The 21,216-nt window shown below is 58.7% G+C and carries 16 protein-coding genes and 2 pseudogenes; 11 read left to right on the top strand and 7 right to left on the bottom strand.

What is annotated here, in order from left to right:
- Positions 1–174: 174 nt before the first annotated feature.
- The 4 genes from hrpA (at position 175) to J3D54_RS15840 (ending at position 6,510) form a co-directional block, all read left to right on the top strand.
- Complete coding sequence (hrpA, locus tag J3D54_RS15825) at positions 175–4,086, top strand: ATP-dependent RNA helicase HrpA (RefSeq protein ID WP_253419846.1); 3,912 nt, start codon at positions 175–177, stop codon at positions 4,084–4,086.
- A 307-nt stretch (positions 4,087–4,393) separates the two neighbouring features.
- Positions 4,394–5,515, top strand: coding sequence for a beta-ketoacyl-ACP synthase III (locus J3D54_RS15830; protein ID WP_253419849.1), 1,122 nt, complete (start codon positions 4,394–4,396; stop codon positions 5,513–5,515).
- Positions 5,516–5,668: 153 nt separating this feature from the next.
- Positions 5,669–6,280: an RNA polymerase sigma factor gene (locus J3D54_RS15835; protein ID WP_253419851.1), complete on the top strand. Its 612-nt coding sequence runs from the start codon at positions 5,669–5,671 to the stop codon at positions 6,278–6,280.
- Positions 6,274–6,510 (top strand): anti-sigma factor, encoded by a 237-nt coding sequence (locus J3D54_RS15840; protein WP_007934080.1) that lies wholly within the window; start codon positions 6,274–6,276, stop codon positions 6,508–6,510. Before J3D54_RS15835 ends, J3D54_RS15840 begins: the two co-directional genes overlap by 7 nt.
- Positions 6,511–6,641: 131 nt before the next feature.
- Here J3D54_RS15840 and J3D54_RS15845 read toward each other — a convergent pair whose 3' ends face one another.
- Positions 6,642–7,964 (bottom strand): putative porin, encoded by a 1,323-nt coding sequence (locus J3D54_RS15845; protein WP_253419853.1) that lies wholly within the window; start codon positions 7,962–7,964, stop codon positions 6,642–6,644.
- A gap of 278 nt (positions 7,965–8,242) precedes the next feature.
- Here J3D54_RS15845 and J3D54_RS15850 point away from each other — a divergent pair, with 278 nt between their 5' ends.
- Positions 8,243–9,367, top strand: a complete 1,125-nt coding sequence (locus J3D54_RS15850) for a GNAT family N-acetyltransferase (protein WP_253419855.1) — start codon at positions 8,243–8,245, stop codon at positions 9,365–9,367.
- Positions 9,368–9,385: 18 nt separating this feature from the next.
- On the opposite strand, the gene J3D54_RS15855 is transcribed toward J3D54_RS15850, so the two are convergent.
- The 4 genes from J3D54_RS15855 to J3D54_RS15870 form a co-directional block, all read right to left on the bottom strand.
- Positions 9,386–11,218, bottom strand: a complete 1,833-nt coding sequence (locus J3D54_RS15855; RefSeq protein WP_253419857.1) for an ABC transporter ATP-binding protein — start codon at positions 11,216–11,218, stop codon at positions 9,386–9,388.
- Between the two features lie 82 nt (positions 11,219–11,300).
- Positions 11,301–11,864 carry a peptidylprolyl isomerase gene (locus J3D54_RS15860; RefSeq protein ID WP_253419859.1) on the bottom strand — a complete coding sequence of 188 codons (564 nt, stop codon included), beginning with the start codon at positions 11,862–11,864 and terminating at the stop codon, positions 11,301–11,303.
- A gap of 3 nt (positions 11,865–11,867) precedes the next feature.
- The gene (locus tag J3D54_RS15865; RefSeq protein WP_028939359.1) at positions 11,868–12,671 is read right to left on the bottom strand and encodes an alpha/beta fold hydrolase; all 804 of its coding nucleotides are present in this window, start codon (positions 12,669–12,671) and stop codon (positions 11,868–11,870) included.
- Positions 12,672–12,685: 14 nt separating this feature from the next.
- Complete coding sequence (locus J3D54_RS15870; RefSeq protein ID WP_019648027.1) at positions 12,686–13,609, bottom strand: LysR family transcriptional regulator; 924 nt, start codon at positions 13,607–13,609, stop codon at positions 12,686–12,688.
- A gap of 49 nt (positions 13,610–13,658) precedes the next feature.
- Between J3D54_RS15870 and J3D54_RS15875 the strand changes: the two genes are divergently transcribed.
- The 5 genes and pseudogenes from J3D54_RS15875 to J3D54_RS15895 all read left to right on the top strand — a co-directional run bounded on the left by J3D54_RS15875 (position 13,659) and on the right by J3D54_RS15895 (position 17,683).
- A complete protein-coding gene (locus J3D54_RS15875; RefSeq protein WP_253419861.1) occupies positions 13,659–13,988 on the top strand; it encodes a 3-phosphoglycerate kinase in 330 nt (109 codons plus the stop codon).
- Between the two features lie 229 nt (positions 13,989–14,217).
- Positions 14,218–14,817 carry an FMN-dependent NADH-azoreductase gene (locus tag J3D54_RS15880; RefSeq protein WP_253419864.1) on the top strand — a complete coding sequence of 200 codons (600 nt, stop codon included), beginning with the start codon at positions 14,218–14,220 and terminating at the stop codon, positions 14,815–14,817.
- A gap of 187 nt (positions 14,818–15,004) precedes the next feature.
- Positions 15,005–15,448, top strand: a pseudogene (locus J3D54_RS15885) (HlyD family efflux transporter periplasmic adaptor subunit); the annotation flags it as partial.
- Between the two features lie 81 nt (positions 15,449–15,529).
- Positions 15,530–15,916, top strand: a complete 387-nt coding sequence (locus J3D54_RS15890; protein WP_253419868.1) for a hypothetical protein — start codon at positions 15,530–15,532, stop codon at positions 15,914–15,916.
- 900 nt (positions 15,917–16,816) lie between these two features.
- Positions 16,817–17,683 (top strand): carboxylate/amino acid/amine transporter, encoded by an 867-nt coding sequence (locus J3D54_RS15895; RefSeq protein ID WP_253419870.1) that lies wholly within the window; start codon positions 16,817–16,819, stop codon positions 17,681–17,683.
- Between the two features lie 108 nt (positions 17,684–17,791).
- Here the strand turns inward: J3D54_RS15895 and J3D54_RS15900 are convergent.
- A pseudogene (locus J3D54_RS15900) lies at positions 17,792–19,088 on the bottom strand (mechanosensitive ion channel family protein).
- Between the two features lie 193 nt (positions 19,089–19,281).
- Here J3D54_RS15900 and J3D54_RS15905 point away from each other — a divergent pair.
- The gene (locus tag J3D54_RS15905; RefSeq protein ID WP_019580783.1) at positions 19,282–20,628 is read left to right on the top strand and encodes a DEAD/DEAH box helicase; all 1,347 of its coding nucleotides are present in this window, start codon (positions 19,282–19,284) and stop codon (positions 20,626–20,628) included.
- A 68-nt stretch (positions 20,629–20,696) separates the two neighbouring features.
- Here the strand turns inward: J3D54_RS15905 and J3D54_RS15910 are convergent, their stop codons facing one another.
- Positions 20,697–20,975 carry a hypothetical protein gene (locus J3D54_RS15910; RefSeq protein WP_253419873.1) on the bottom strand — a complete coding sequence of 93 codons (279 nt, stop codon included), beginning with the start codon at positions 20,973–20,975 and terminating at the stop codon, positions 20,697–20,699.
- Positions 20,976–21,216: the final 241 nt, after the last annotated feature.

A 21,216-nucleotide genomic window follows, 5' to 3' on the forward strand; every position in this document is an offset into this window, starting at 1 on the left:
CCGCGAATACCGGGTTTACGACTGCTTCGCAGCCGAACGGGGAGGTGTGGCGTTCCGACAAGCCCCCTCGCCACAATAAGCTCTCTGGCCACAAAAGCAGGTTGCATTCGTCGCCATGCGCCCAAATCTGCGACAATCCGCTCCCTGCGCCACTAGACGACTTTTGCGTACCTGATGACTGACGAATCGCCTTCCATCGACAAACTGCTGAAAAACCTCGATCACGCCATGCTCGCCGACCGCCACCGGCTGCGGCGGCAGTTGCTTGAGCTGCGCAAGAAACCTGACGAGGCCAAACTGGCCCAGTGGGTGACGCGTATGCAGGCGTCCTGTGATCAGGTGTTGGCGCGGCGCGCCAGCCTGCCGGTGATTCGTTACGACGACAGCCTGCCGATCGCCGCCAAGCGCGACGAAATCAAAGCGGCGCTGCTCAAACATCAGGTGCTGATCATTGCCGGCGAAACCGGGTCGGGTAAAACCACCCAGTTGCCAAAGATCTGCCTGGAAATCGGTCGCGGCCAGCACGGCCTGATCGGCCACACCCAGCCGCGCCGAATCGCCGCCCGCAGCGTGGCGAGCCGCGTTGCCGAGGAGTTGGCGACGCCGTTGGGCGCGCTGGTCGGCTATCAGGTGCGGTTCGAGGACCAGAGCGATGCCAACACCCTGATCAAACTGATGACCGACGGCATCCTGCTGGCGGAAACCCAGAACGACCGCTACCTCGAACGCTACGACACGATCATCGTCGACGAAGCCCACGAACGCAGCCTGAACATCGACTTTTTGCTCGGTTACCTGAAAACCCTGCTGCCGCGTCGCCCGGACCTGAAAGTCATCATCACCTCGGCCACCATCGACCTGGAGCGTTTCTCCAAACACTTCGACGACGCGCCGATTGTCGAGGTCTCCGGCCGCACCTTCCCGGTCGAAACCTGGTATCGCCCGCTGACCCTGGAGCAGGACGAGGAGGGCAACCGTGTCGAGGATGACCTGACCGTGGATCAGGCGATCCTCGCCACCCTCGACGAAATCGCCGCGTTCGAACGCAGTGAGCGCAAGAGCCCCGGCGATGTGCTGGTGTTCCTGCCCGGTGAGCGCGAGATTCGTGACGCCGCCGACATGCTGCGCAAGGCCCAGCTCAAACACACCGAGATTCTGCCGTTGTACGCACGGCTGTCGCCGGCCGAACAGCAGCGGATTTTCCAGTCGCACCCAGGACGCAGGGTCGTACTGGCGACCAACGTCGCAGAAACCTCGCTGACGGTGCCGGGCATTCGTTACGTGATCGACAGCGGCACCGCGCGCATCAGCCGCTACAGCTACCGCGCCAAGGTCCAGCGTTTGCCGATCGAAGCGATTTCCCAGGCCAGTGCCAACCAGCGTAAAGGTCGCTGCGGGCGGGTCGAGCCGGGGATTTGCGTGCGCTTGTACAGCGAAGAAGATTTCATCGGTCGGCCGGAATTCACCGACCCGGAGATTCTGCGGACCAACCTCGCGGCGGTGATTCTGCAGATGCTCCATCTGCGCCTCGGCGAGATCACTGATTTCCCGTTTATCGAACCGCCGGACGGCAAGGCCATCAGCGACGGTTTCAACCTGCTGCAAGAACTCTCGGCGGTGGACCGCAACAGCCAGTTGACCCCGCTCGGCCGGCAACTGGCGCGGCTGCCGGTGGACCCGCGCATGGGCCGCATGCTGCTGGAAGCGGCCAAGCTCGGCAGCTTGCAGGAAGTGCTGATCGTCGCCAGCGCGATGTCGATCCAGGACCCGCGCGAGCGTCCGCCGGAGCGTCAGCAAGCCGCCGATCAGGCTCACGCCCAGTGGAAAGACGTCGACTCGGACTTCGCCGGGCTGGTCAATCTTTGGCGGGGTTTTGAAGAACAGCGCCAGGCGCTGACGGCCAGTCCGCTGCGCAACTGGTGCCGCAAGAATTTCCTCAATTACCTGCGCCTGCGCGAGTGGCGCGACTCCCATCGCCAGTTGAGCCTGATCTGCCGCGACATGCAGTTGAGCCTCAACAAAGAGCCGGCGGATTACCCGAAACTGCACAAAGCCGTGCTGTCGGGTTTGCTCAGCCAGATCGGTCAGAAAACCGAAGACGGCGACTACCTTGGCGCCCGCCAGCGGCGCTTCTGGATTCACCCGTCGTCGGGCCTGGGCAAGAAGCGCCCGCAATGGCTGATGACCGCCGAACTGGTGGAAACCACCAAACTTTACGCGCGGATGGTCGCCAAGATCGACGCCGACTGGATCGAGCCGCTGGCCGGGCACCTGATCAAGAAAAACCACTTCGAACCCCATTGGGAGAAGAGGCGTGGACAGGTCGTGGCCTTCGAGCAAATCACCCTGTTCGGGCTGATCGTGGTCGGACGCCGGCCGGTGCATTACGGGCCGGTCGACCCGGTGGTGTCCCGCGAATTGTTTATCCGCGAAGCCTTGGTGCGTGGCGAGATTCAATCCAAAGCCAAGTGCCTGACAGCCAACAAGCAACTGCTGGAACAGCTCGACGAACTGGAAGCCAAGGCGCGTCGGCGGGACATTCTGGCCGACGAAGAAACCCTGTTTGCCTTCTACGATGCGCGCCTGCCGGCGGAGATCCACCAGACCGCGACCTTCGACAGTTGGTACCGGATCAACAGCCAGAAAGACCCGCAACTGCTGATCATGCGCGAAGAAGACGTGCTGGCCCGCGAAGCCAGTGAAGTCACCGCCGCGCATTACCCGGACACCCTGCACATAGGTGACCTGGAACTGGCGCTGAATTATCACTTCGAGCCCAACCATCCGCGTGACGGCGTGACCTTGCGCGTGCCGGCCCCGCTGTTGCCGATGCTGCCGCCGGAACGTCTGGAATGGCTGGTGTCGGGCGTGATCGAGGCCAAGTGCATTGCGCTGGTGCGCAACCTGCCCAAGGCCCTGCGCAAGAATTTCGTACCGGTGCCGGATTTCGTCAAAGCCGCGATGCAGCGTATGACCTTCGGCGAGGGCTCGTTGCCCCAGGCGCTAGGCCGCGAATTGCTGCGCATGACCGGGGCGCGGGTCAGCGATGAGGCGTGGGCCGAAGCGTCGCAGCAGGTCGAAAGCCATTTGCGGATGAACCTGGAAATCGTCGACGGCCAAGGCAAGTTCCTCGGCGAAGGGCGTGATCTGGCCGAGTTGACCGCGCGTTTTGCCGAGGCCAGCCAGGCCGCCTTGGCCGTGCCGCAAACCGCGAAAAGCCAGCAGCCGGTGGAGGCGAAAGTCTTTGCCGCTGTCGCCGAGAAAACCCAACAGAAGATCGCCGGGCTGTCGATGACGGTGTATCCGGCGTTGGTGGAAGAGGCCGGGACGGTCAAGGAAGGACGCTTCTCGACCCCGGCCGAAGCCGAGTTCCAGCATCGCCGGGCCTTGCAGCGTTTGCTGATGCAACAACTGGCGGAGCCGGCCAAGTTCTTGCGCGGCAAGTTGCCGGGGTTGACCGAGTTGGGCTTGATGTACCGTGAGCTGGGGCGCATCGACAGCCTGGTGGAAGACATTCTGCTGGCCAGTCTCGACAGCTGCATCCTCGATGGTGAAGAGCCGTTGCCACGCGATGGCGCTGGGTTGGCGTCCCTGGCTGAGCGCAAACGTGGCGCCTGGACCGAGCACGCCGAACGTCTGGCCAGACTGACTTTGGAGACGCTCAAGCTCTGGCACGGCCTGCAGAAACGCTTCAAGGGCAAGATCGACCTGGCGCAAGCCGTGGCCTTGAACGACATCAAGCAACAGCTCAGCCATCTGGTGTACCCGGGGTTCGTGCGGGAAACGCCGATGCCGTGGCTCAAGGAACTGCCGCGTTACCTGAAAGCAGTCGAGCAACGTTTCGAGAAACTCAGTGCCCAGGTTCAGAAGGACCGGGTCTGGAGCGGAGAATTGTCTGGCCTCTGGAGCCAATACCAGACCCGCGCCAACAAACACGCCCAGGAAGGCAAACGCGATCCGCAGCTGGAGCTCTATCGTTGGTGGCTGGAGGAGTATCGGGTCTCGCTGTTCGCGCAGCAATTGGGAACCAAGGTGCCGATCTCCGACAAGCGCCTGAGCAAGCAATGGACGCTGGTTGAACCATAACCCTGTGGGAGCGGGCTTGCCCGCGATGGCGGTCTACCATTCGACATGGATGTTGAATGTGATGGCCTCATCGCGGGCAAGCCCGCTCCCACACGTATGCTGTTGCTTTTGCAAAAGGCGCCAAAAGCCAGTGTTTATGGCAAACTTCGTGCCTATAAACGCCGGCCCCGCGGTTTTGAGCCTCCACGGGCCCGGGCGGATCGGAATAAAGTGATGCCAGGTTTGCGTCTGGAACCTGGAATGGACCCTTTGTGTGTTGGTACGTCGGTGCCAGCGCTTTCTGCCTGAACAGATTAGAGAAACGACCATGCATAACGTCGTCATCAGCGGCACCGGCCTGTACACCCCGGCCAACAGCATCTCCAACGAAGAGCTGGTGCAGTCTTTCAATGCTTACGTCGCGCAGTTCAACGCCGACAACGCCGAAGCCATTGCGCGCGGCGAAATTCAGGCATTGACCGAATCCAGCGCAGCGTTCATCGAAAAAGCCTCCGGCATCAAAAGCCGCTTTGTCATGGACAAGGAAGGCATCCTCGACCCGCAGCGCATGGCGCCACGCTTGCCCGAGCGCTCCAACGACGAGTGGTCGGTGCTGTGCCAGATGGCCATCGGCGCGGCCGAACAAGCCTTGCAGCGCGCCGGCAAGACCGCCGCTGACATCGACGGTGTGATCGTCGCCTGCTCCAACCTGCAACGCGCCTACCCGGCCATCGCCATCGAAGTTCAGGAAGCGCTGGGCATTCAGGGGTTCGGTTTCGACATGAACGTGGCGTGCTCCTCGGCGACCTTCGGCATCCAGGCCGCGGCCAACAGCGTGCAACTGGGCCAGGCCCGGGCGATCCTGATGGTCAACCCGGAAGTCTGCACCGGTCACCTGAACTTCCGTGACCGCGACAGCCACTTCATCTTCGGTGACGCCGCCACTGCGGTGATCATCGAGCGCGCCGATCTGGCGACGTCCAAGTACCAGTTCGACGTGGTCAGCACCAAACTGCTGACCAAGTTCTCCAACAACATCCGCAACAACTTCGGCTTCCTCAACCGCGCCGCGGAAGAGGGTATCGGTGCTCCCGACAAATTGTTCGTCCAGGAAGGCCGCAAGGTGTTCCGCGATGTCTGCCCGATGGTCGCCGAGCTGATCGCCACGCACCTGGAGGAAAACCAGCTCAACGTCAGCGACGTGAAGCGTTTCTGGCTGCATCAGGCCAACCTCAGCATGAACCACCTGATCGTCAAGAAGCTGCTGGGCCGCGATGCCACCGAAGCAGAAGCCCCGGTGATTCTCGACACCTACGCCAACACCAGCTCCGCCGGTTCGGTGATTTCGTTCCACAAGAATCAGGACGATCTGGTCAGCGGATCGCTGGCCGTGCTCAGCTCGTTCGGCGCTGGTTACTCGATTGGCAGCGTGATTCTGCGCAAGCGCTGATCTGAGCTGCTGTTGTTCTTTCCTGCGACTTGTGAGGCTTGTTCCTACATTCGAAACAGTCAGGACGCTGTAATTTTCGGAAATGCCAGCAGGACGACGCCTACAGCGAAGTCCTGCTGTTTTCGTTTTCGAGGTCAAGACAAGGGGTTTGTAATGGCGGCTGAAGATGCGCAACTGCTGGAACGCTTGCTGGCAGGTGAGCAAAAGGCCTTCAAAGAGTTGGTCAGCAGTTATCAGAGCGCCATGCGTGCGGTCGCCTACGCTATTGTGGGCAACCGACATGCCGACGAAGTCGTTCAGGATGCCTGGCTGTCCGTCGTGCGCAACCTGAGCGGGTTTGAGGGGCGCTCAAGCCTCAAGACCTGGCTGCTGACCATCACTGCCAACTCGGCGAAGAGCCGCTACAAGCAAAACCGCCGGGAAGTGTTGCTCGATGACCTGCCGTCGCCTCACGGCACGATCGATGACGATCGTTTTTCATCGAGCGATGGTCATTGGCTGGTGGCGCCGTTCGCCTGGCATCAGGACACGCCAGAGGCGTTGTTGACCGAAAACGAGCTGCGCGAATGCCTGGAGCACACGCTGCTCAGTCTGTCGGAACTGCAAAGCAGTGTTTTGCTGTTGCGCGAGCGACAGGGGCTGGAGTTGGAGGAGATCTGTAATCTTCTGGAAATCTCGCTCTCCAATGTTCGTGTGCTGCTGCATCGGGCACGGTTGAAGGTCTTTGCGACCGTAGAACATTTTGAGGAAACCGGCGAATGCTGACCTGCAAGGAACAAGTGGCGCGCTCCAGTGATTATCTCGATGGCCAGTTGAGTTTTCGCGAGCGACTGATGATGCGGCATCACTTGATGTTTTGCCCCAATTGCCGGCGATTTATTCGGCAGATGCGGTTGATGCAGGCGACCTTGCGAGTCATGCCGCAGAAGCCGGTCGAGGATGTGGAAGCGCTGGCCGAACGGCTGGCGGCGCAGCGGCGTAAAGATCGTTCCTGAAGAAAAACACAGGCCGGCGCGGGTGAAACGAACGGATGATGGGGATCGTTGCCCCGCGCCAGACTGTTGAACCGCTTCAAGCGATACGACCGGATGTAAACCGCATCGTTTGAAGTGTGTTGCTTCGCTGCTTAGAACTTCGCTTCCGCGTCCAGTTGCAGCGTGTTGGTGTTGGCATCGCGCTGGGTACGGCTGGAGAAGTCGGCTTTGGTCAGGAAGTAAGTGGCACCGAGGGCGAAGTTCTTGTCGATGTCGTAACCGACTTTGAACTTGTGACCGCGAGAACCGGTGGTGCCGTTGGCGAAGTCCGAGTCGGTGAAGGCGCCGACCACGGCGTTACGCTGCACGTCGCGGTAGTTGTAGTCGAGGTTGAGGCCGAAGACTTTCGACTTGGCACCGACCAGCCAGGCGGTGTCCTGATCGGTCACGGCATCGTTGTTCTTCACATATTGGCCGTAGAACGACAGTGGCATCGGCAGGCCACCGATGTCGATCTGGCTGAAACCTTCATACAGGCGGAACTCATTGTTGGCCGAGTTGCCATTGACGGCCAGGGCGCACGGCGTAGACGTGCCGGTGCAACGGCTGTCCTGGTCGTTCTGGTAGGCATAGACGCTGCCGCCGACGGTCAGTTTCAGGTTGTCGGTGATGGCGAAACGGCTGCCCAACTGGCCGGCGGTCAGACGCAGGTCGTGACGAAATTGCACACCTTCGCCGTCGACGTTGTCCTTGAGGTTGTAGTTGCCCAGGCTACCGAACAGTTCGGCACTGCTACCCAGCGGGTATTTGTAGGTCACTGCCAGACCTTCCGGGTTGATGTCGCTGTCCCAGATCACATCACCCATGCTGACCCACGGTTGCAGCATCTTGCCGCCGATCACATGCAGGTTTTTGATGGCGTCCGGGTGGTAGTCGATGTAGCCCAGATCCAACCAGATCTGCTTCTTGTCGAAGTAGTTGTCCATGTCCTGGTTGGTCGAGCGAGCATCGTCACCACCGCCGGTGGCAATGCGGATGCCGGTGTCCACTTGCGGGTTGATTTCGCTGTAGGCACCCAGACGGGCGCGGATGCGTTGACGATCCTTGTCGCGGCCACCGTTGTTGGATTCGCCGTCGATCTTGACCGTTTCCTGGCGCACGCGAACGTCGCCCTTGAACTGGGTCTTGGCGGCCCAAGCCAGTTTCTGGTCGAAGGCACTCAGCTCGTTGGCTTTCTTCGCGGCGACCGCTATTTGTTCGTTGGTCTCTTGCTGCGCCTGCTGCGCGATTTGCTGAGCTTTCTGATCCTTGGCCAGTTCAGCTTGCAGTTCAGCGTACTGCGCCTGGGAAATAGAACCGTTAGCCTTGAGCATGTCGAGCAGTTTGGCGTCGACTGCGGCACTGGCCGGAACACTCATGGCCAGCAACAGGCCGCCGCACAAGGCCGCCGCAGTTTTCGTGGAAGCAAGACGCATAGCAATCTCCGAAGATGAGAGGGATGGCTGAACCATCCTGGACACAACCGACGGTTGAAGGTCGGAAAACAGTGGCCGGGTAGAACCCGACGCTCTAAAAACAGGCGCCAGTATCGCGATGGTTTATGACAGGTCAGTGGCGAAGTGATGGCAGGTCGATGACGATAGAACAGTTTCCGAAATGCCCGATTCAGAGGCTTGAATCGGATTGACGCGTGTGGATTGCCCTGCGATCAGCGATACTCGCGGGGCTGTCACGCCAAGAGGTGGAGAGGAAAATGCCGCTGCAACGTCTGCACACACTGTCGCAAATCGCATCCCGTACCTGGGATGCCCTGGTGCCGGAGAATCAGCCGTTTCTGCGCCATGCGTTCCTCGGTTCACTGGAAGACAGTGGCAGCCTCGGCCCGCATTCCGGCTGGCAGCCCGAGCATCTGCTGCATGTCGAGGGCGAGCGCCTGATTGCCGCGTTGCCCAGTTACCGCAAATGGCATTCCTATGGCGAATACGTGTTCGACCATGGCTGGGCCGATGCCTGCGAGCGTGCCGGCATCGACTACTATCCCAAGTTGTTGACGGCGGTGCCGTTCAGCCCAGTCAGCGGGCCGCGATTGCTGGCGGCGACGATTGAGGATGGTTTTGAGCTGTTGCAGAGCCTGCCGGGTTATCTGGAGATAGAAAAACTTTCCAGCGCCCACATCAACTTCACCGACCCGTTCACCGACGCCGCGTTGGCCGAACAGCCAGGCTGGTTACAACGCATTGGCTGTCAGTACCACTGGCAGAACCGCGGTTACCGGGATTTTCAGGATTTCCTCGACGCCCTCAGTTCGCGCAAGCGCAAGCAAATGCGCAAGGAGCGTGAGCAAGTGGCGGGGCAGGGCATCGACTTCGAATGGCTGGAAGGGCGGCAGTTGGATCAGGCTCAGTGGGATTTTGTGTATGCCTGTTACGCCAATACCTACGCGGTGCGTCGGCAAACGCCGTATCTGACGCGAGAGTTTTTCAGTCTGTTGGCCGAGCGCATGCCGGAGTCGATTCGCGTGGTGTTGGCTAAACAGGGTTCAAGGCCGGTGGCCATGGCCTTCAGTCTGGTGGGGGGTGACAGCTTTTATGGTCGTTACTGGGGCTGCCTGGCGGAGTTCGATCGCCTGCACTTCGAGACCTGTTTCTATCAAGGCATGGACTACGCGATAGCCAATGGTTTTCAGCGTTTCGATGCCGGCGCCCAGGGTGAACACAAACTGATTCGCGGGTTCGAACCGGTGATCACCCACTCCTGGCATTACCTGCGCCATCCGGGCTTGAATGCAGCGGTGAAAGACTTCCTTGAGCGTGAACGTGTCGGGGTGTTGAGGTATGCAGAAGAGGCAAAGACTGCCTTGCCTTACCGACAAGGCTGATCTTTTGATCTTCGCGGTTTAATCAATCCCGACAAACCCGCCGGTCTGGTGCTGCCACAACCGTGCATACAAACCGCCATGGGCCAGCAGTTCGGCGTGGCTGCCGGTTTCAGCAATTTTGCCGTTTTCCAGTACCACCAAGCGATCCATCCGGGCAATGGTCGAGAGACGGTGAGCGATGGCGATTACGGTTTTGCCCTGCATCAGGGTTTCGAGGCTTTCCTGGATCGCCGCTTCGACTTCCGAGTCCAGCGCCGAGGTGGCTTCGTCCATGATCAGGATTGGCGCGTCCTTGAGCAGTACCCGGGCAATGGCGATCCGCTGACGCTGGCCGCCGGAGAGTTTCACTCCACGTTCACCGACGTGGGCATCGAAACCGGCGCGGCCTTCGGAGTCCGACAGCAGTGGAATGAACTCGTCGGCGCGAGCCTTGTGCACCGCCTCCCAGAGTTCGGCATCGGTGGCATCGGGTTTGCCATACAGCAAATTGTCGCGGATCGAACGGTGCAGCAGCGAAGTGTCCTGGGTGATCATGCCGATACGTTCGCGCAGGCTTTCCTGGCCGACTTCAGCGATGTTCTGGCCGTCGATGAGGATGCGCCCGCCCTGCACGTCATACAGGCGCAGCAGCAGATTGACCAACGTCGACTTGCCGGCACCGGACGGCCCGATCAAACCGATTTTTTCACCGGGCTTGATGGTCAGGTTGAGGTCGCCGATGATCCCGCTCTTCTTGCCATAGTGGAAATCGACGTGCTCGAAACGCACCTCGCCACGGGCCACCGCCAAGGGTTTTGCCTGTTCGCGGTCGGTGACGCTGACCGGTTGAGCGATGGTCTGCAAACCATCCTGGACCATGCCGATATTTTCGAAGATGCCGTTGACCACCCACATGATCCAGCCGGACATGTTGACGATGCGGATCACCAGCCCGGTGGCCAAGGCAATCGCGCCCACGCTGATCAGCGACTGCGTCCACAGCCACAGAGCCAGCGCGGTGGTACCGACGATCAGCAGGCCGTTCATGCTGGTGATGACCACGTCCATGCTGGTGACCACACGACCGGCCAGTTGGGCTTTTTCGGTCTGTTCCGCGATGGCTTCGCGGGCGTACTGCTGTTCGAAGTTGGTGTGGGCGAACAGCTTGAGGGTGGTGATGTTGGTGTAGCCGTCGACGATTCGTCCCATGAGTTTGGAGCGCGCATCGGAGGACACCACCGAACGCTCCTTCACCCGCGGCACGAAGTAGTAGAGCGCGCCGATGTAGGCGGCGATCCAGATCAGCAGCGGGATCATCAAGCGCCAGTCGGCTTCGGCGAACAGCACCAGCGAGCTGATCGCGTAGATCAGCACGTGCCACAGCGCATCCACCGCTTGCACGGCAGAGTCGCGCAGGGAGTTGCCGGTTTGCATGATGCGTTGGGCGATGCGCCCGGCGAAGTCGTTCTGGAAGAAATTCAGGCTCTGTTTGAGCACGTAACTATGGTTCTGCCAGCGGATCAGGCTGGTCATGCCGGGACTCAAGGTCTGGTGCACCAGCATGTCATGCAGGGCGAGAAACAAGGGGCGCAGGATCAGCGCAACCGCCGCCATCCAGGCCAATTCCACGCCGTGGACCTTGAAGAAGTCGACGTTGGATGTGCTCTGGGTCAGGTCGATGATGCGGCTCAGGTAGCTGAACAGCGCCACTTCGATCAGCGCACCGAACAGGCCGACGACCAACAAAACGGCGAAGATGGGCCAGACCTGCTTCAGGTAATAGGTATAGAAGGAGAGAACCCGGCTCGGTGGAGACGCCGTCGGGGCATCGCGGAAAATGTCGATCAGTTTTTCGAAACGGCGATAAAGCATCGGTTCTCCGCCCGCGTAGGGGCTCTCCTTTAAACGATGTGAGCGGTGCCGGACCGGCCACCGCTCAAGACTGCCTGTGTACTCAGTCGATACGCTTGGCCGACTTGATCAGCACCGGGTCGACAGGCACGTTCTGCATGCCTTGTTTAGTGGTGGTTTGAGAGTTGACGATGATGTCCACCACGTCCATGCCCTTGACCACTTTGGCGAAGACGGCGTAACCGGCGTCGCGACCCGGATCGAGGAAGGCGTTGTCGGCCACGTTGATGAAGAACTGGCTGGTGGCCGAATCCGGGTTCGAGGTGCGAGCCATCGACAGTGTGCCACGTACGTTGTGCAGACCGTTGCTGGCTTCGTTCTTGATCGGTGCCTTGGTTTCTTTCTGTTGCATCTGCGCCGTGAAACCGCCGCCCTGAGCCATGAAGCCCGGGATCACACGGTGAAAAATCGTGTTGTTGTAGAAGCCACTGTCGACGTACTCAAGAAAGTTCTTGGTACTGATCGGCGCCTTGACCGGGTCCAGTTCGATTTCGATCTGGCCGTTGGTGGTGTCCAGCAGCACGTGCGGTGCCTTGGCTGGCGTGGCGGCCATCAGGTTGGCGGCAAACAGAACGGAGCCGGCGACGAGGGCGATTTTTTTCAGCATGGGTCAGTGATCCTGAGTAGTGGTGTCGACTGCGGTGAGAAACTCGAGCAGGGTTTGGTTGAAGCGTTCGGGTTGATCCAGCGGGGTGGCGTGGCGCGAATCGGCGATCACCACCAGCCGCGCATCGGGCAGCAGTTTTACATAGGTTTCTTTCAGCGCGACCGGGGTGTAGTCACGGTCGGCGCTGACGACGAGGGTTGGACAGGAAACCCTGGAAAGTCGTTCCTGAACCCCCCAGCCAACAATGGCATCGAAGCTGGCGAGATAAGCATGTTTGTCGTTTTTTGCCCAGCGCGCCGCTATTTTTTGTCGTAACGAAGCTTGTTCCGGCTTGGGAAACAGTTTGGCGCCCAGGGCCTTGCCGATGGTGCCCATGCTCAGCACGCGCATCAGGCTCCAGCGTTTGAACCACTGCCAATAATCGTTGCGGCTGCGCCGTTTGACCTCGGGCGCGCTGTTGACGATGCACAGGCTCTTGAGCAGTTGCGGCTGGTCCACCGCCAGTTGAAAAGCGATCATGCCGCCCATCGAAAGCCCCACAAGATGGGCAGGGCCAAGGTTCAAGTGTTCGATCAGCGCGATCAGGTCGGCGCTGAACCCGGCGATGCTGTAACGCTCGCGGGGTTTGTCGGAGCGCCCGTGGCCGCGTACATCCGGCACGATCACCCGATGGTGGGCGGCGAGCGCCGGGATCTGCATTTCCCAGTCCAGGGTGCTGGAGCCCAACCCGTGAACCAGCAGCAACGGCGTGCCGTGGCCATATTCCTCGTAGTGCAGGTTGCAACCTTCATGTTCGAAATAGGCCATGGGTACACTCCGTGTCAGGCTTGTTCGGGCGCGGCGAAGGGCGCATCCAGCGGCGCGGTGTCAAAGGTGCGCAGCAGTTCGATGAGAATCTGCGTCGCCGGGCCCAAGGGTTTGTCCTTGTTCGAATACAGATAGAAACTCGGGTTGCGGCTGCCACCTTGATCCAACGGTAGCAGCTTGAGCGTACCTTCCTTCAATTCGCGCTCGATCATGTGCCGGGGCAGCCAGGCGAAACCCAGGCCGCTGCTGACGAAGGTTGCGGCGGTGGCCAGGCTGCCGACGGTCCAGCGTTGTTCCGCGCCGAGCCAGCCGACATCTCGCGGTTGCTGGCGGCCGGAGTCGCGGATCACCACCTGCATCTGAGTCTCCAGGTCCTGGAAGTTCAGTTCGCGGTTCAGGCGATGCAGCGGGTGTTCAGGGTGGGCGACCGCGACGAATTCGACGTCGCTCAATTCCGCGCCAAGGTAACCGGGAATACTGAGACCGGTGATGGCCAGGTCGGCCACGCCTTCAAGCAGGACCTCTTCGACACCCGACAACACTTCTTCGCGCAGACGCACCCGGCAGCCACGGCTTTGCGGCATGAACGCGGTCAAGGCGCGGACGAGGCGGGCGCTCGGGTAAGCGGCGTCGACCACCAGCCTTACCTCCGCTTCCCAGCCTTGTTCCATGTGGTGGGCCAGGTCTTCCAGTTGGCTGGCCTGTTTCACCAGTTGCCGGGAACGGCGCAGCAGCACGCCGCCGGCCTCGGTGAGCACCGCTTTGCGGCCATCGATGCGCAACAGCGGCACGCCGAGTTGGTCCTGCATGCGCGCAACGGTATAGCTGACCGACGATTGCGAACGGTGCAGCACTTCGGCGGCCTGGGCGAAACCGCCGTGATCGACCACGGCCTGCAACGTTCGCCATTGATCAAGGGTCACGCGGGGCGCTTTCATGTTGAGCTCCTCTTGTCCTAAGCTGGCAGTTCTTATTGGAGACTGCCGAATGAAAAAAATCTGTTGTGTGATGGCGGGGTGTGCGGCGTTGGCGATGTTGCCGCTGACTGCGTTTGCCTACCCGATCGATGTCAATAAACAGCTCAACGGTTTGAAGGTCGACTACAACGCCTACGACACAGACGCCGACATCGGCTCCATTCAGGTCAACAACTACGGCGACACCGACGTCACTTGCAAAGTGGTTTTCAATAACGGCCCGGAAGCGCCGCGCACCCGCAAGATCGACGTACCCGCCGGCAAACACAAAAACGCCACGGCCAAGTTCACCCGCACCATCATCAAGCTGCGTATCGACCTGACTTGCAGCCCGAAATGACATCAAGCCCCTGTGGGAGCGAGCCTGCTCGCGAAAGCGTCGTGTCATTCAATATCATTGTTGCCTGATGCACCGCTTTCGCGAGCAGGCTCGCTCCCACAGGGCATGCTCTGCTTATAAACGAATTTATCGATGCTTTATAGCAGTTATTTGCGCTTTTTCATCGATATGACTCTGTTTAACCTTCACTCCATCGACCTACAGCATTCTCAGATGGAGGCTACATCCCATGTCCCGCGTTCTGATCATCGAAAGCAGCGCCCGTCAGCAAGACTCGGTTTCCCGCCAACTGACCCAGACCTTCATCAGCCAATGGAAAGCCGCACACCCGGCCGACCAGATCACCGTCCGTGACCTGGCCATCAATCCGGTGCCGCACCTGGACATCAACCTGTTGGGCGGCTGGATGAAACCTGCCGAACAACGCAACGAGATCGAACAGGCTTCGCTGGAGCGCTCCAACCAGTTGACCGACGAACTGCTGGCCGCCGACGTGCTGGTGATGGCAGCGCCCATGTACAACTTCGCGATTCCGAGCACCCTGAAAGCCTGGCTCGACCACGTGCTGCGTGCCGGTGTGACTTTCAAATACACCGAGACCGGTCCGCAAGGTTTGCTCAGCGGCAAGCGCGCCTACGTGCTGACCGCTCGCGGCGGGATCTACGCCGGCAGCACCGCGGATCATCAGGAACCTTACCTGCGTCAGGTCATGGGCTTCATCGGCATCCACGACGTCACGTTCATTCACGCCGAAGGCATGAATCTGGGCGGCGACTTCCAGGAAAAAGGCCTGAACCAGGCCAACGCCAAACTGGCCCAGGTCGCCTGAGCCGTTAATCGCCAGATAATCGCTGGATGGTCTAGTGACCTGGCGCAACCCTTCAAGCCTGCACGCGCATCGAACCTCCCTTTGCACTTATTGCTCCTGAGTGCTCTAGCCCGATTGAACGCTTTAGCGAGATCGGGCTTTTTTTTGCCTATTGCACTGAATTGAATGCCTGATTTATATCCGGCATGCTCCGGTAGATGACACCGTGCAGCAACTGGCTATTCATGCCGTGAGCGGTGTTGTGACGGCGGCTCAACCGTTGATGGTCATTGTGCCCAAGGATCAGCCGATGGAAGATGAGGCCATGTTGGAGAGCAAGGACGTCGGTTTTGTCTGGCAAGGCCAGCCCGCTACCGTGAAAGTTGAAACCTTCACCTTCACCAAATACGATACTGTCTAGGGTGAAATAGTCAGCGTTCCCAATGATGCAATTGAAGGCGAGAAGCGCGGGCTGATCTATAGTAGTCGGATTCGTTTGTCGCAGGACGCCATTGTTGTTCACGGTAAAAAATTGCCCTTGTCTCCCGGGATGTCGGTCACGGTGGAAGTGAAGACGGATCGCAGGAAGGTGATTGATTATTTCTTGAGTCCGTTGCAACAGTACACGGATGAAAGTTTGTGGGAAAGTTAGGTTTGCGCCAAGGTTTTTGCTTTTGTACTGCGAGAAAGTTTGGTCAGTGAGCTATTCGTTACGAGCGGTATGGAGGCGTTAATGGGGGAGTTAAAAGTATTTTTCAGGGGGCTGGAAGGCGGCGTAGTCTATCTTGGGTTGCTGCTGGCGAGTTTAGTTGCTGCGAAGTTAAGGTCCGCGAACGTCGCCTCGCTATTTATAGGGGGTTGCAGCGTTCCGCTTACTTTTTTTTGTTATGTCGTTTGGCTTTATGCGAGTGGTGGTGATAAGTGGAGTCCGACGATGCTTCTTATTGAGGCGTTAGCGCTTGCGCAGCTCGGTTGGTTGGGGGGAGGGTTGGCTTTAGTAGGGGGGCTGATTAAAGCAGATGTGCTGAAAAAAGCGGCGTTGTGGATTTCCATTGTATCGGTAACTTGTCATGGCCTGTTTTTGGCGTCGATTTATGTTTTTGGATATGGCTCTTCATAATTGGGTCTTGATCGTGATTTATCTATATTGATTTGCTAGAAGGAATTGAGTGGTATCGTTTAGTAAATCTACACTTGACTATATACAGGATGATGCTGAGAAGGCTGAAGAAGTAGTTGGTGTTCTGATGTTGTGGCAGGCAGAGATTGAAGCTCCTTTTGGTAATGAACAAGTACGACGAGGTGCAAGGTTTTGAATGGATAGAATGAAAGATGTTTTTGTGGATTTTGATGGTTTTATTTTTTTGTTTTAGTGTTATTTGGTTTTGTTTTCATGAGGGCCAAACGCAAGCATGCACAGTCTATATTTGTTTGGTGCGTTAGTTTTCCACTTACGATTTACTGTTGTTTTGTTTGGGCGTATGGGCGCTGGGGTAGGGAGTGGATTGATTTTTCAACAGTTGTATTCGAATTTCTAGCGTGCTCTCAAATTGGGTGGTTAGGGAGTGCGTGTGCTTTGGTAGGTGTACTTGCAAAAGTAGACGTTGTAAGGAAAGTTGGATTGTGGGTTTCTATCAGTTCGGTAGTTTCTCATGGCCTGTTTTTAGTGCTGGTGCTAATTCTAGGGTCGGGTAGTTAGATTTTTTAATAGATAAATCAAAGGAGTGGATTGTCTTTCGGTAATCAACACTTGAATGTCTTCAGTCTATGGTGGGTGAAGCAAAAAAATATCGAAGACTCTGGGTGTGAAAGACGTCCCCGCGCAGGGCATGCTGGACGGCTTGAGCCTGAAATTTGCCGGTGATTGCTGCCAATTGGCAATAGAGTGACCGGTATAGCTGCCGAGCCCTGGAGGCCGGCAGCTGTCCAGGAATTTGTGTATGGATACCCTTTTAGGCCGGGGCGTTAGCGACGACCGGCAAAAACCGCTATCGTCGCCGCCATTCGAAATGAGGCGACCATGGGCTATCTACTTTTTGTCACGCTGATCCAGGCGTTTTCCTTCAGTTTGATCGGCGAATACCTGGCCGGACATGTCGACAGTTACTTCGCGGTGCTGGTGCGGGTGCTGCTGGCGGGGCTGGTGTTCATTCCTCTGACGCGCTGGCGTCAGGTCGAGCCGGCGTTCATGCGCGGGATGTTGTTGATCGGCGCGCTGCAGTTCGGCGTGACCTACGTCTGTTTGTATTTGAGCTTCCGGGTGCTGACGGTGCCGGAGGTGTTGTTGTTCACCATCCTCACGCCGCTGCACGTGACCCTGATTGAAGACGCGCTGAATCGGCGCTTCAATCCGTGGGCCTTGATCGCGGCATTGGTGGCAGTGGCGGGCGCGGCAGTGATTCGCTATGACCGGATCAACCCGGACTTCTTCATGGGCTTTTTGTTGTTGCAACTGGCCAACTTCACCTACGCCGCCGGGCAGGTGCTCTACAAACATCTGGTGGCTCGCCATCCTAGCGATCTGCCGCATTACCGGCGTTTCGGTTACTTCTATCTGGGCGCATTGGCGGTGGCGTTGCCGGCGTTTCTGCTGTTCGGCAAACAGAACTTCCTGCCCGAAGCGCTGCTGCAATGGGGCGTGCTGCTGTTCCTCGGTCTGGTCTCGACCGCGCTGGGTTTGTACTGGTGGAACAAGGGTGCGTGCCTGGTGAATGGCGGGACGTTGGCGGTGATGAACAACCTGCATGTGCCGGTGGGGTTGCTGATAAATTTGCTGATCTGGAATCAGCATGAGGCATTGGGGCGGTTGTTGTTTGGCGGTTCGGTGATTTTGATGGCGGTGTGGATCAGTCGGTTGGGTGTACGAAAACCTCTGACCGCCCACTGAATTCTGTGGGAGGGGGCTTGCCCGCGAAAGCGTTGTGTCAGGCGATATTGATATGGGCTGGCACGGCCTCATCGCGGGCAAGCCCGCTCCCACAGGTTCGAGGTGGTGTTACATGATGTGTTTTTCGGGCTCGGGAATGTGGCTCGTGCCCAGCATCGCCGGGAGCAACCCCGCCCGCAAATCACCGCCACTGGGTTGCTGATAAAGGCTCAGCCCGAACTCCGGCAACACCGCGAGCAGGTAATCGAAAATATCCCCCTGAATCCGCTCGTAATCGGCCCACGCTGTGGTGCGAGTAAAGCAGTAGATTTCCAGCGGAATGCCCTGGGCGGTGGTCTGCATCTGGCGAACCATGCAGGTCATGTTCGGTTGGACTTCCGGATGACTCTTCAGATACGCCAGCGCATAGGCGCGGAAGGTGCCGATGTTGGTCATCCGCCGACGGTTGGCCGCCATTGCCGCGACGTTGCCCTGGGCTTCGTTCCAGGCCTTGAGCTCGGCTGTCTTGCGGTTCATGTAGTCGGTCAGCAAATGCACCTGGGACAGTTTCTGTTCTTCATCATCACGAATAAACCGCACCCCGCTGGCGTCGATGAACAGGCTGCGTTTGATCCGTCGCCCGCCGGACTGTTGCATGCCTCCAGTTCTTGAACGATTCGGACATCAGGCGCCAGGTCGGGATCGACACAATGGTCTTGTCGAAATTCTGCACCTTGACCGTGTGCAAGGTGATGTCCACCACGTCACCGTCGGCACCGACTTGTGGCATCTCGATCCAGTCGCCGACCCGCAGCATGTCGTTGCTGGTCAGTTGCACGCTGGCGACGAACGATAGCAGGGTGTCTTTGTAGACCAACAAAATCACCGCCGACATGGCGCCCAGACCCGACAGCAGCAACAGCGGCGAACGGTCGATCAACGTGGCGACGATGATGATCGCGCCAAACACGAACAACACCATTTTCGTCAGTTGCACGTAGCCCTTGATCGAGCGGGTGCGGGCGTGTTCGGTGCGGGCATAGATGTCCAGCAGGGCATTGAGCAACGCGCTGATGGCCAGCACCAGAAACAGAATGGTGAACGCCAGCGCCACGTTGCCGAGGAAGTTCAGGCTGGTCTTGCTCAACTCCGGCACCAGATGCAGGCCGAACTGGATCAGCAGCGATGGCGTCATTTGCGCCAGGCGATGAAACACCTTGTTGTGGCGAAAGTCGTTGATCCAGTGCAGCGCCGGCTGGCGACCGAGCATTTTGGTCGCGTGAAGAATGAGGTAGCGCGCCACTCGTCCGAGCACCAGCGCCACCACCAGCAGCAACATCAGCGCGAGCGTGGAATGCAGGAGCGGGTGCTGATCGAGGGCACCCCAGAGGTCTTGGGCGTTGAGCCAGAGCTGTTTGATATCCATGGGCGAAAACGGTTCTTCTGTAGGACGCGACGGGGCGATTAGAGCATTTAAGAGGTTGCGGATGACGTTTTGAGACAAATCAGGCAACAAAAAAGCCACTGTTTGCAGCCGTTTGTATAAAGAAACTCGGCCTTCGCGCTCGAAACCGTTACCCTATGCAGCTGTTTTTTTGTATTTCTTCGAGGTAGCACCCGTGTTTTCCCAATTCGCCCTGCACGAACGTCTGCTCAAAGCCGTGGCCGAGCTTAAATTTGTCGAGCCAACGCCTGTGCAAGCAGCGGCTATTCCGCTGGCGCTCCAAGGGCGTGACCTGCGGGTGACAGCGCAAACCGGTAGCGGCAAAACCGCCGCCTTCGTTTTGCCGATCCTCAACCGCTTGATCGGTCCGGCCAAAGTCCGCGTCAGCATCAAGACCCTGATCCTGCTGCCGACCCGCGAGCTGGCCCAGCAGACCATCAAGGAAGTCGAGCGCTTCGCGCAGTTCACCTTCATCAAGTCCGGCCTGATCACCGGCGGTGAAGACTTCAAGGTCCAGGCTGCCATGCTGCGCAAGGTGCCGGACATCCTGATCGGTACGCCGGGCCGGATGATCGAGCAACTGAACGCCGGTAACCTCGACCTCAAGGAAGTCGAAGTGCTGGTGCTCGACGAAGCCGACCGCATGCTCGACATGGGCTTTGCCGAAGACGTGCAGCGTCTGGTGGACGAGTGCACCAACCGTCAACAGACCATGCTGTTCTCCGCCACCACCGGCGGTTCGGGCCTGCGCGAGATGATCGCCAAGGTCCTGAACAACCCTGAGCACTTGCAGCTCAACGCGGTCAGCCAGTTGAACGAAACCACCCGTCAGCAAATCATCACCGCTGACCACAACCAGCACAAAGAACAGATCGTGAACTGGCTGCTGGCCAACGAGACCTACCAGAAGGCCATCGTGTTCACCAACACCCGGGCCATGGCCGACCGTATCTACGGCCGCCTGGTGGCGCAGGAATACAAAGCGTTCGTGCTGCACGGCGAGAAGGACCAGAAAGACCGCAAACTGGCCATCGACCGTCTGAAGCAAGGCGGGGTGAAAATCCTCGTCGCCACTGACGTCGCTGCCCGTGGCCTGGATGTGGACGGCCTGGACCTGGTGATCAACTTCGACATGCCGCGTAGCGGCGACGAATACGTTCACCGCATCGGTCGCACCGGCCGCGCCGGCAACGATGGCCTGGCCATCTCGCTGATCTGCCACGGCGACTGGAACCTGATGTCGAGCATCGAGCGCTACCTCAAGCAGAGCTTTGAGCGCCGCACCATCAAGGAAGTCAAAGGCACCTACGGCGGACCGAAAAAGGTCAAAGCCTCGGGCAAAGCCGTTGGCGTGAAAAAGAAAAAAGTCGACGCCAAGGGCGACAAGAAGAAAACCGGCGCCAAGGCACCGACCAAGCGCAAAATCGCCAACCGCCCGAAGACCGACGCCCTGTCGCTGGTCAGCAAGGACGGCATGGCGCCTTTGAAACGCCGCAAGCCGGAAGCGCCGGCGGCTGAATAAAGCGTCGTAGCGATCCAATAAAAACCCGGACAGTGTCCGGGTTTTTTTACGTCAAAAGATCTTGTCATCTACCCCCCGGCTTTGTTCTTCGCCGATTCCAACTCCTTCAAACGCTGATCGATCAACTGGCACTTGTCCGGCAAATCCTTGCTGGCCGTCTCCAGGTCCATCTTCTGCAACTCGTCATTGATCTCCTTGGCCTTGGCCGGGTTCTGCTCAGTGATCTTGGCGACTTCCTTGGCCAGTTGTTCACGCTTGGCAGTGGCTTCCTCGGGAGGGCACGCCCAGACGGGGAGGGCGCAGGCGAGGGTGGCGGCGAGGATCAGTTTCAGCAGGGTGGTTTTCATGAGCAGGGCCTCATTTATCGATGTCACGGCGTTATTGAGTTGAGGGTTCCTCGCTTCAGAAAGTTCAGGCAATAAACCAAAACCCGCGAACTAGAGCCTTCGCAAAAAACATCCTGGACGGCTTATTGACGCCAGAATGATGGCAAATTAATATCGCGCCATCACATTGATATCACTTTGCCGTTTCGAGGGACCGAACAGACCATCCGCACGCTGATGCAATGGTTGTTTACGCCACGCT

Origin of the sequence: Pseudomonas sp. GGS8 (assembly GCF_024168645.1) — a bacterium.
Lineage (GTDB): Bacteria > Pseudomonadota > Gammaproteobacteria > Pseudomonadales > Pseudomonadaceae > Aquipseudomonas.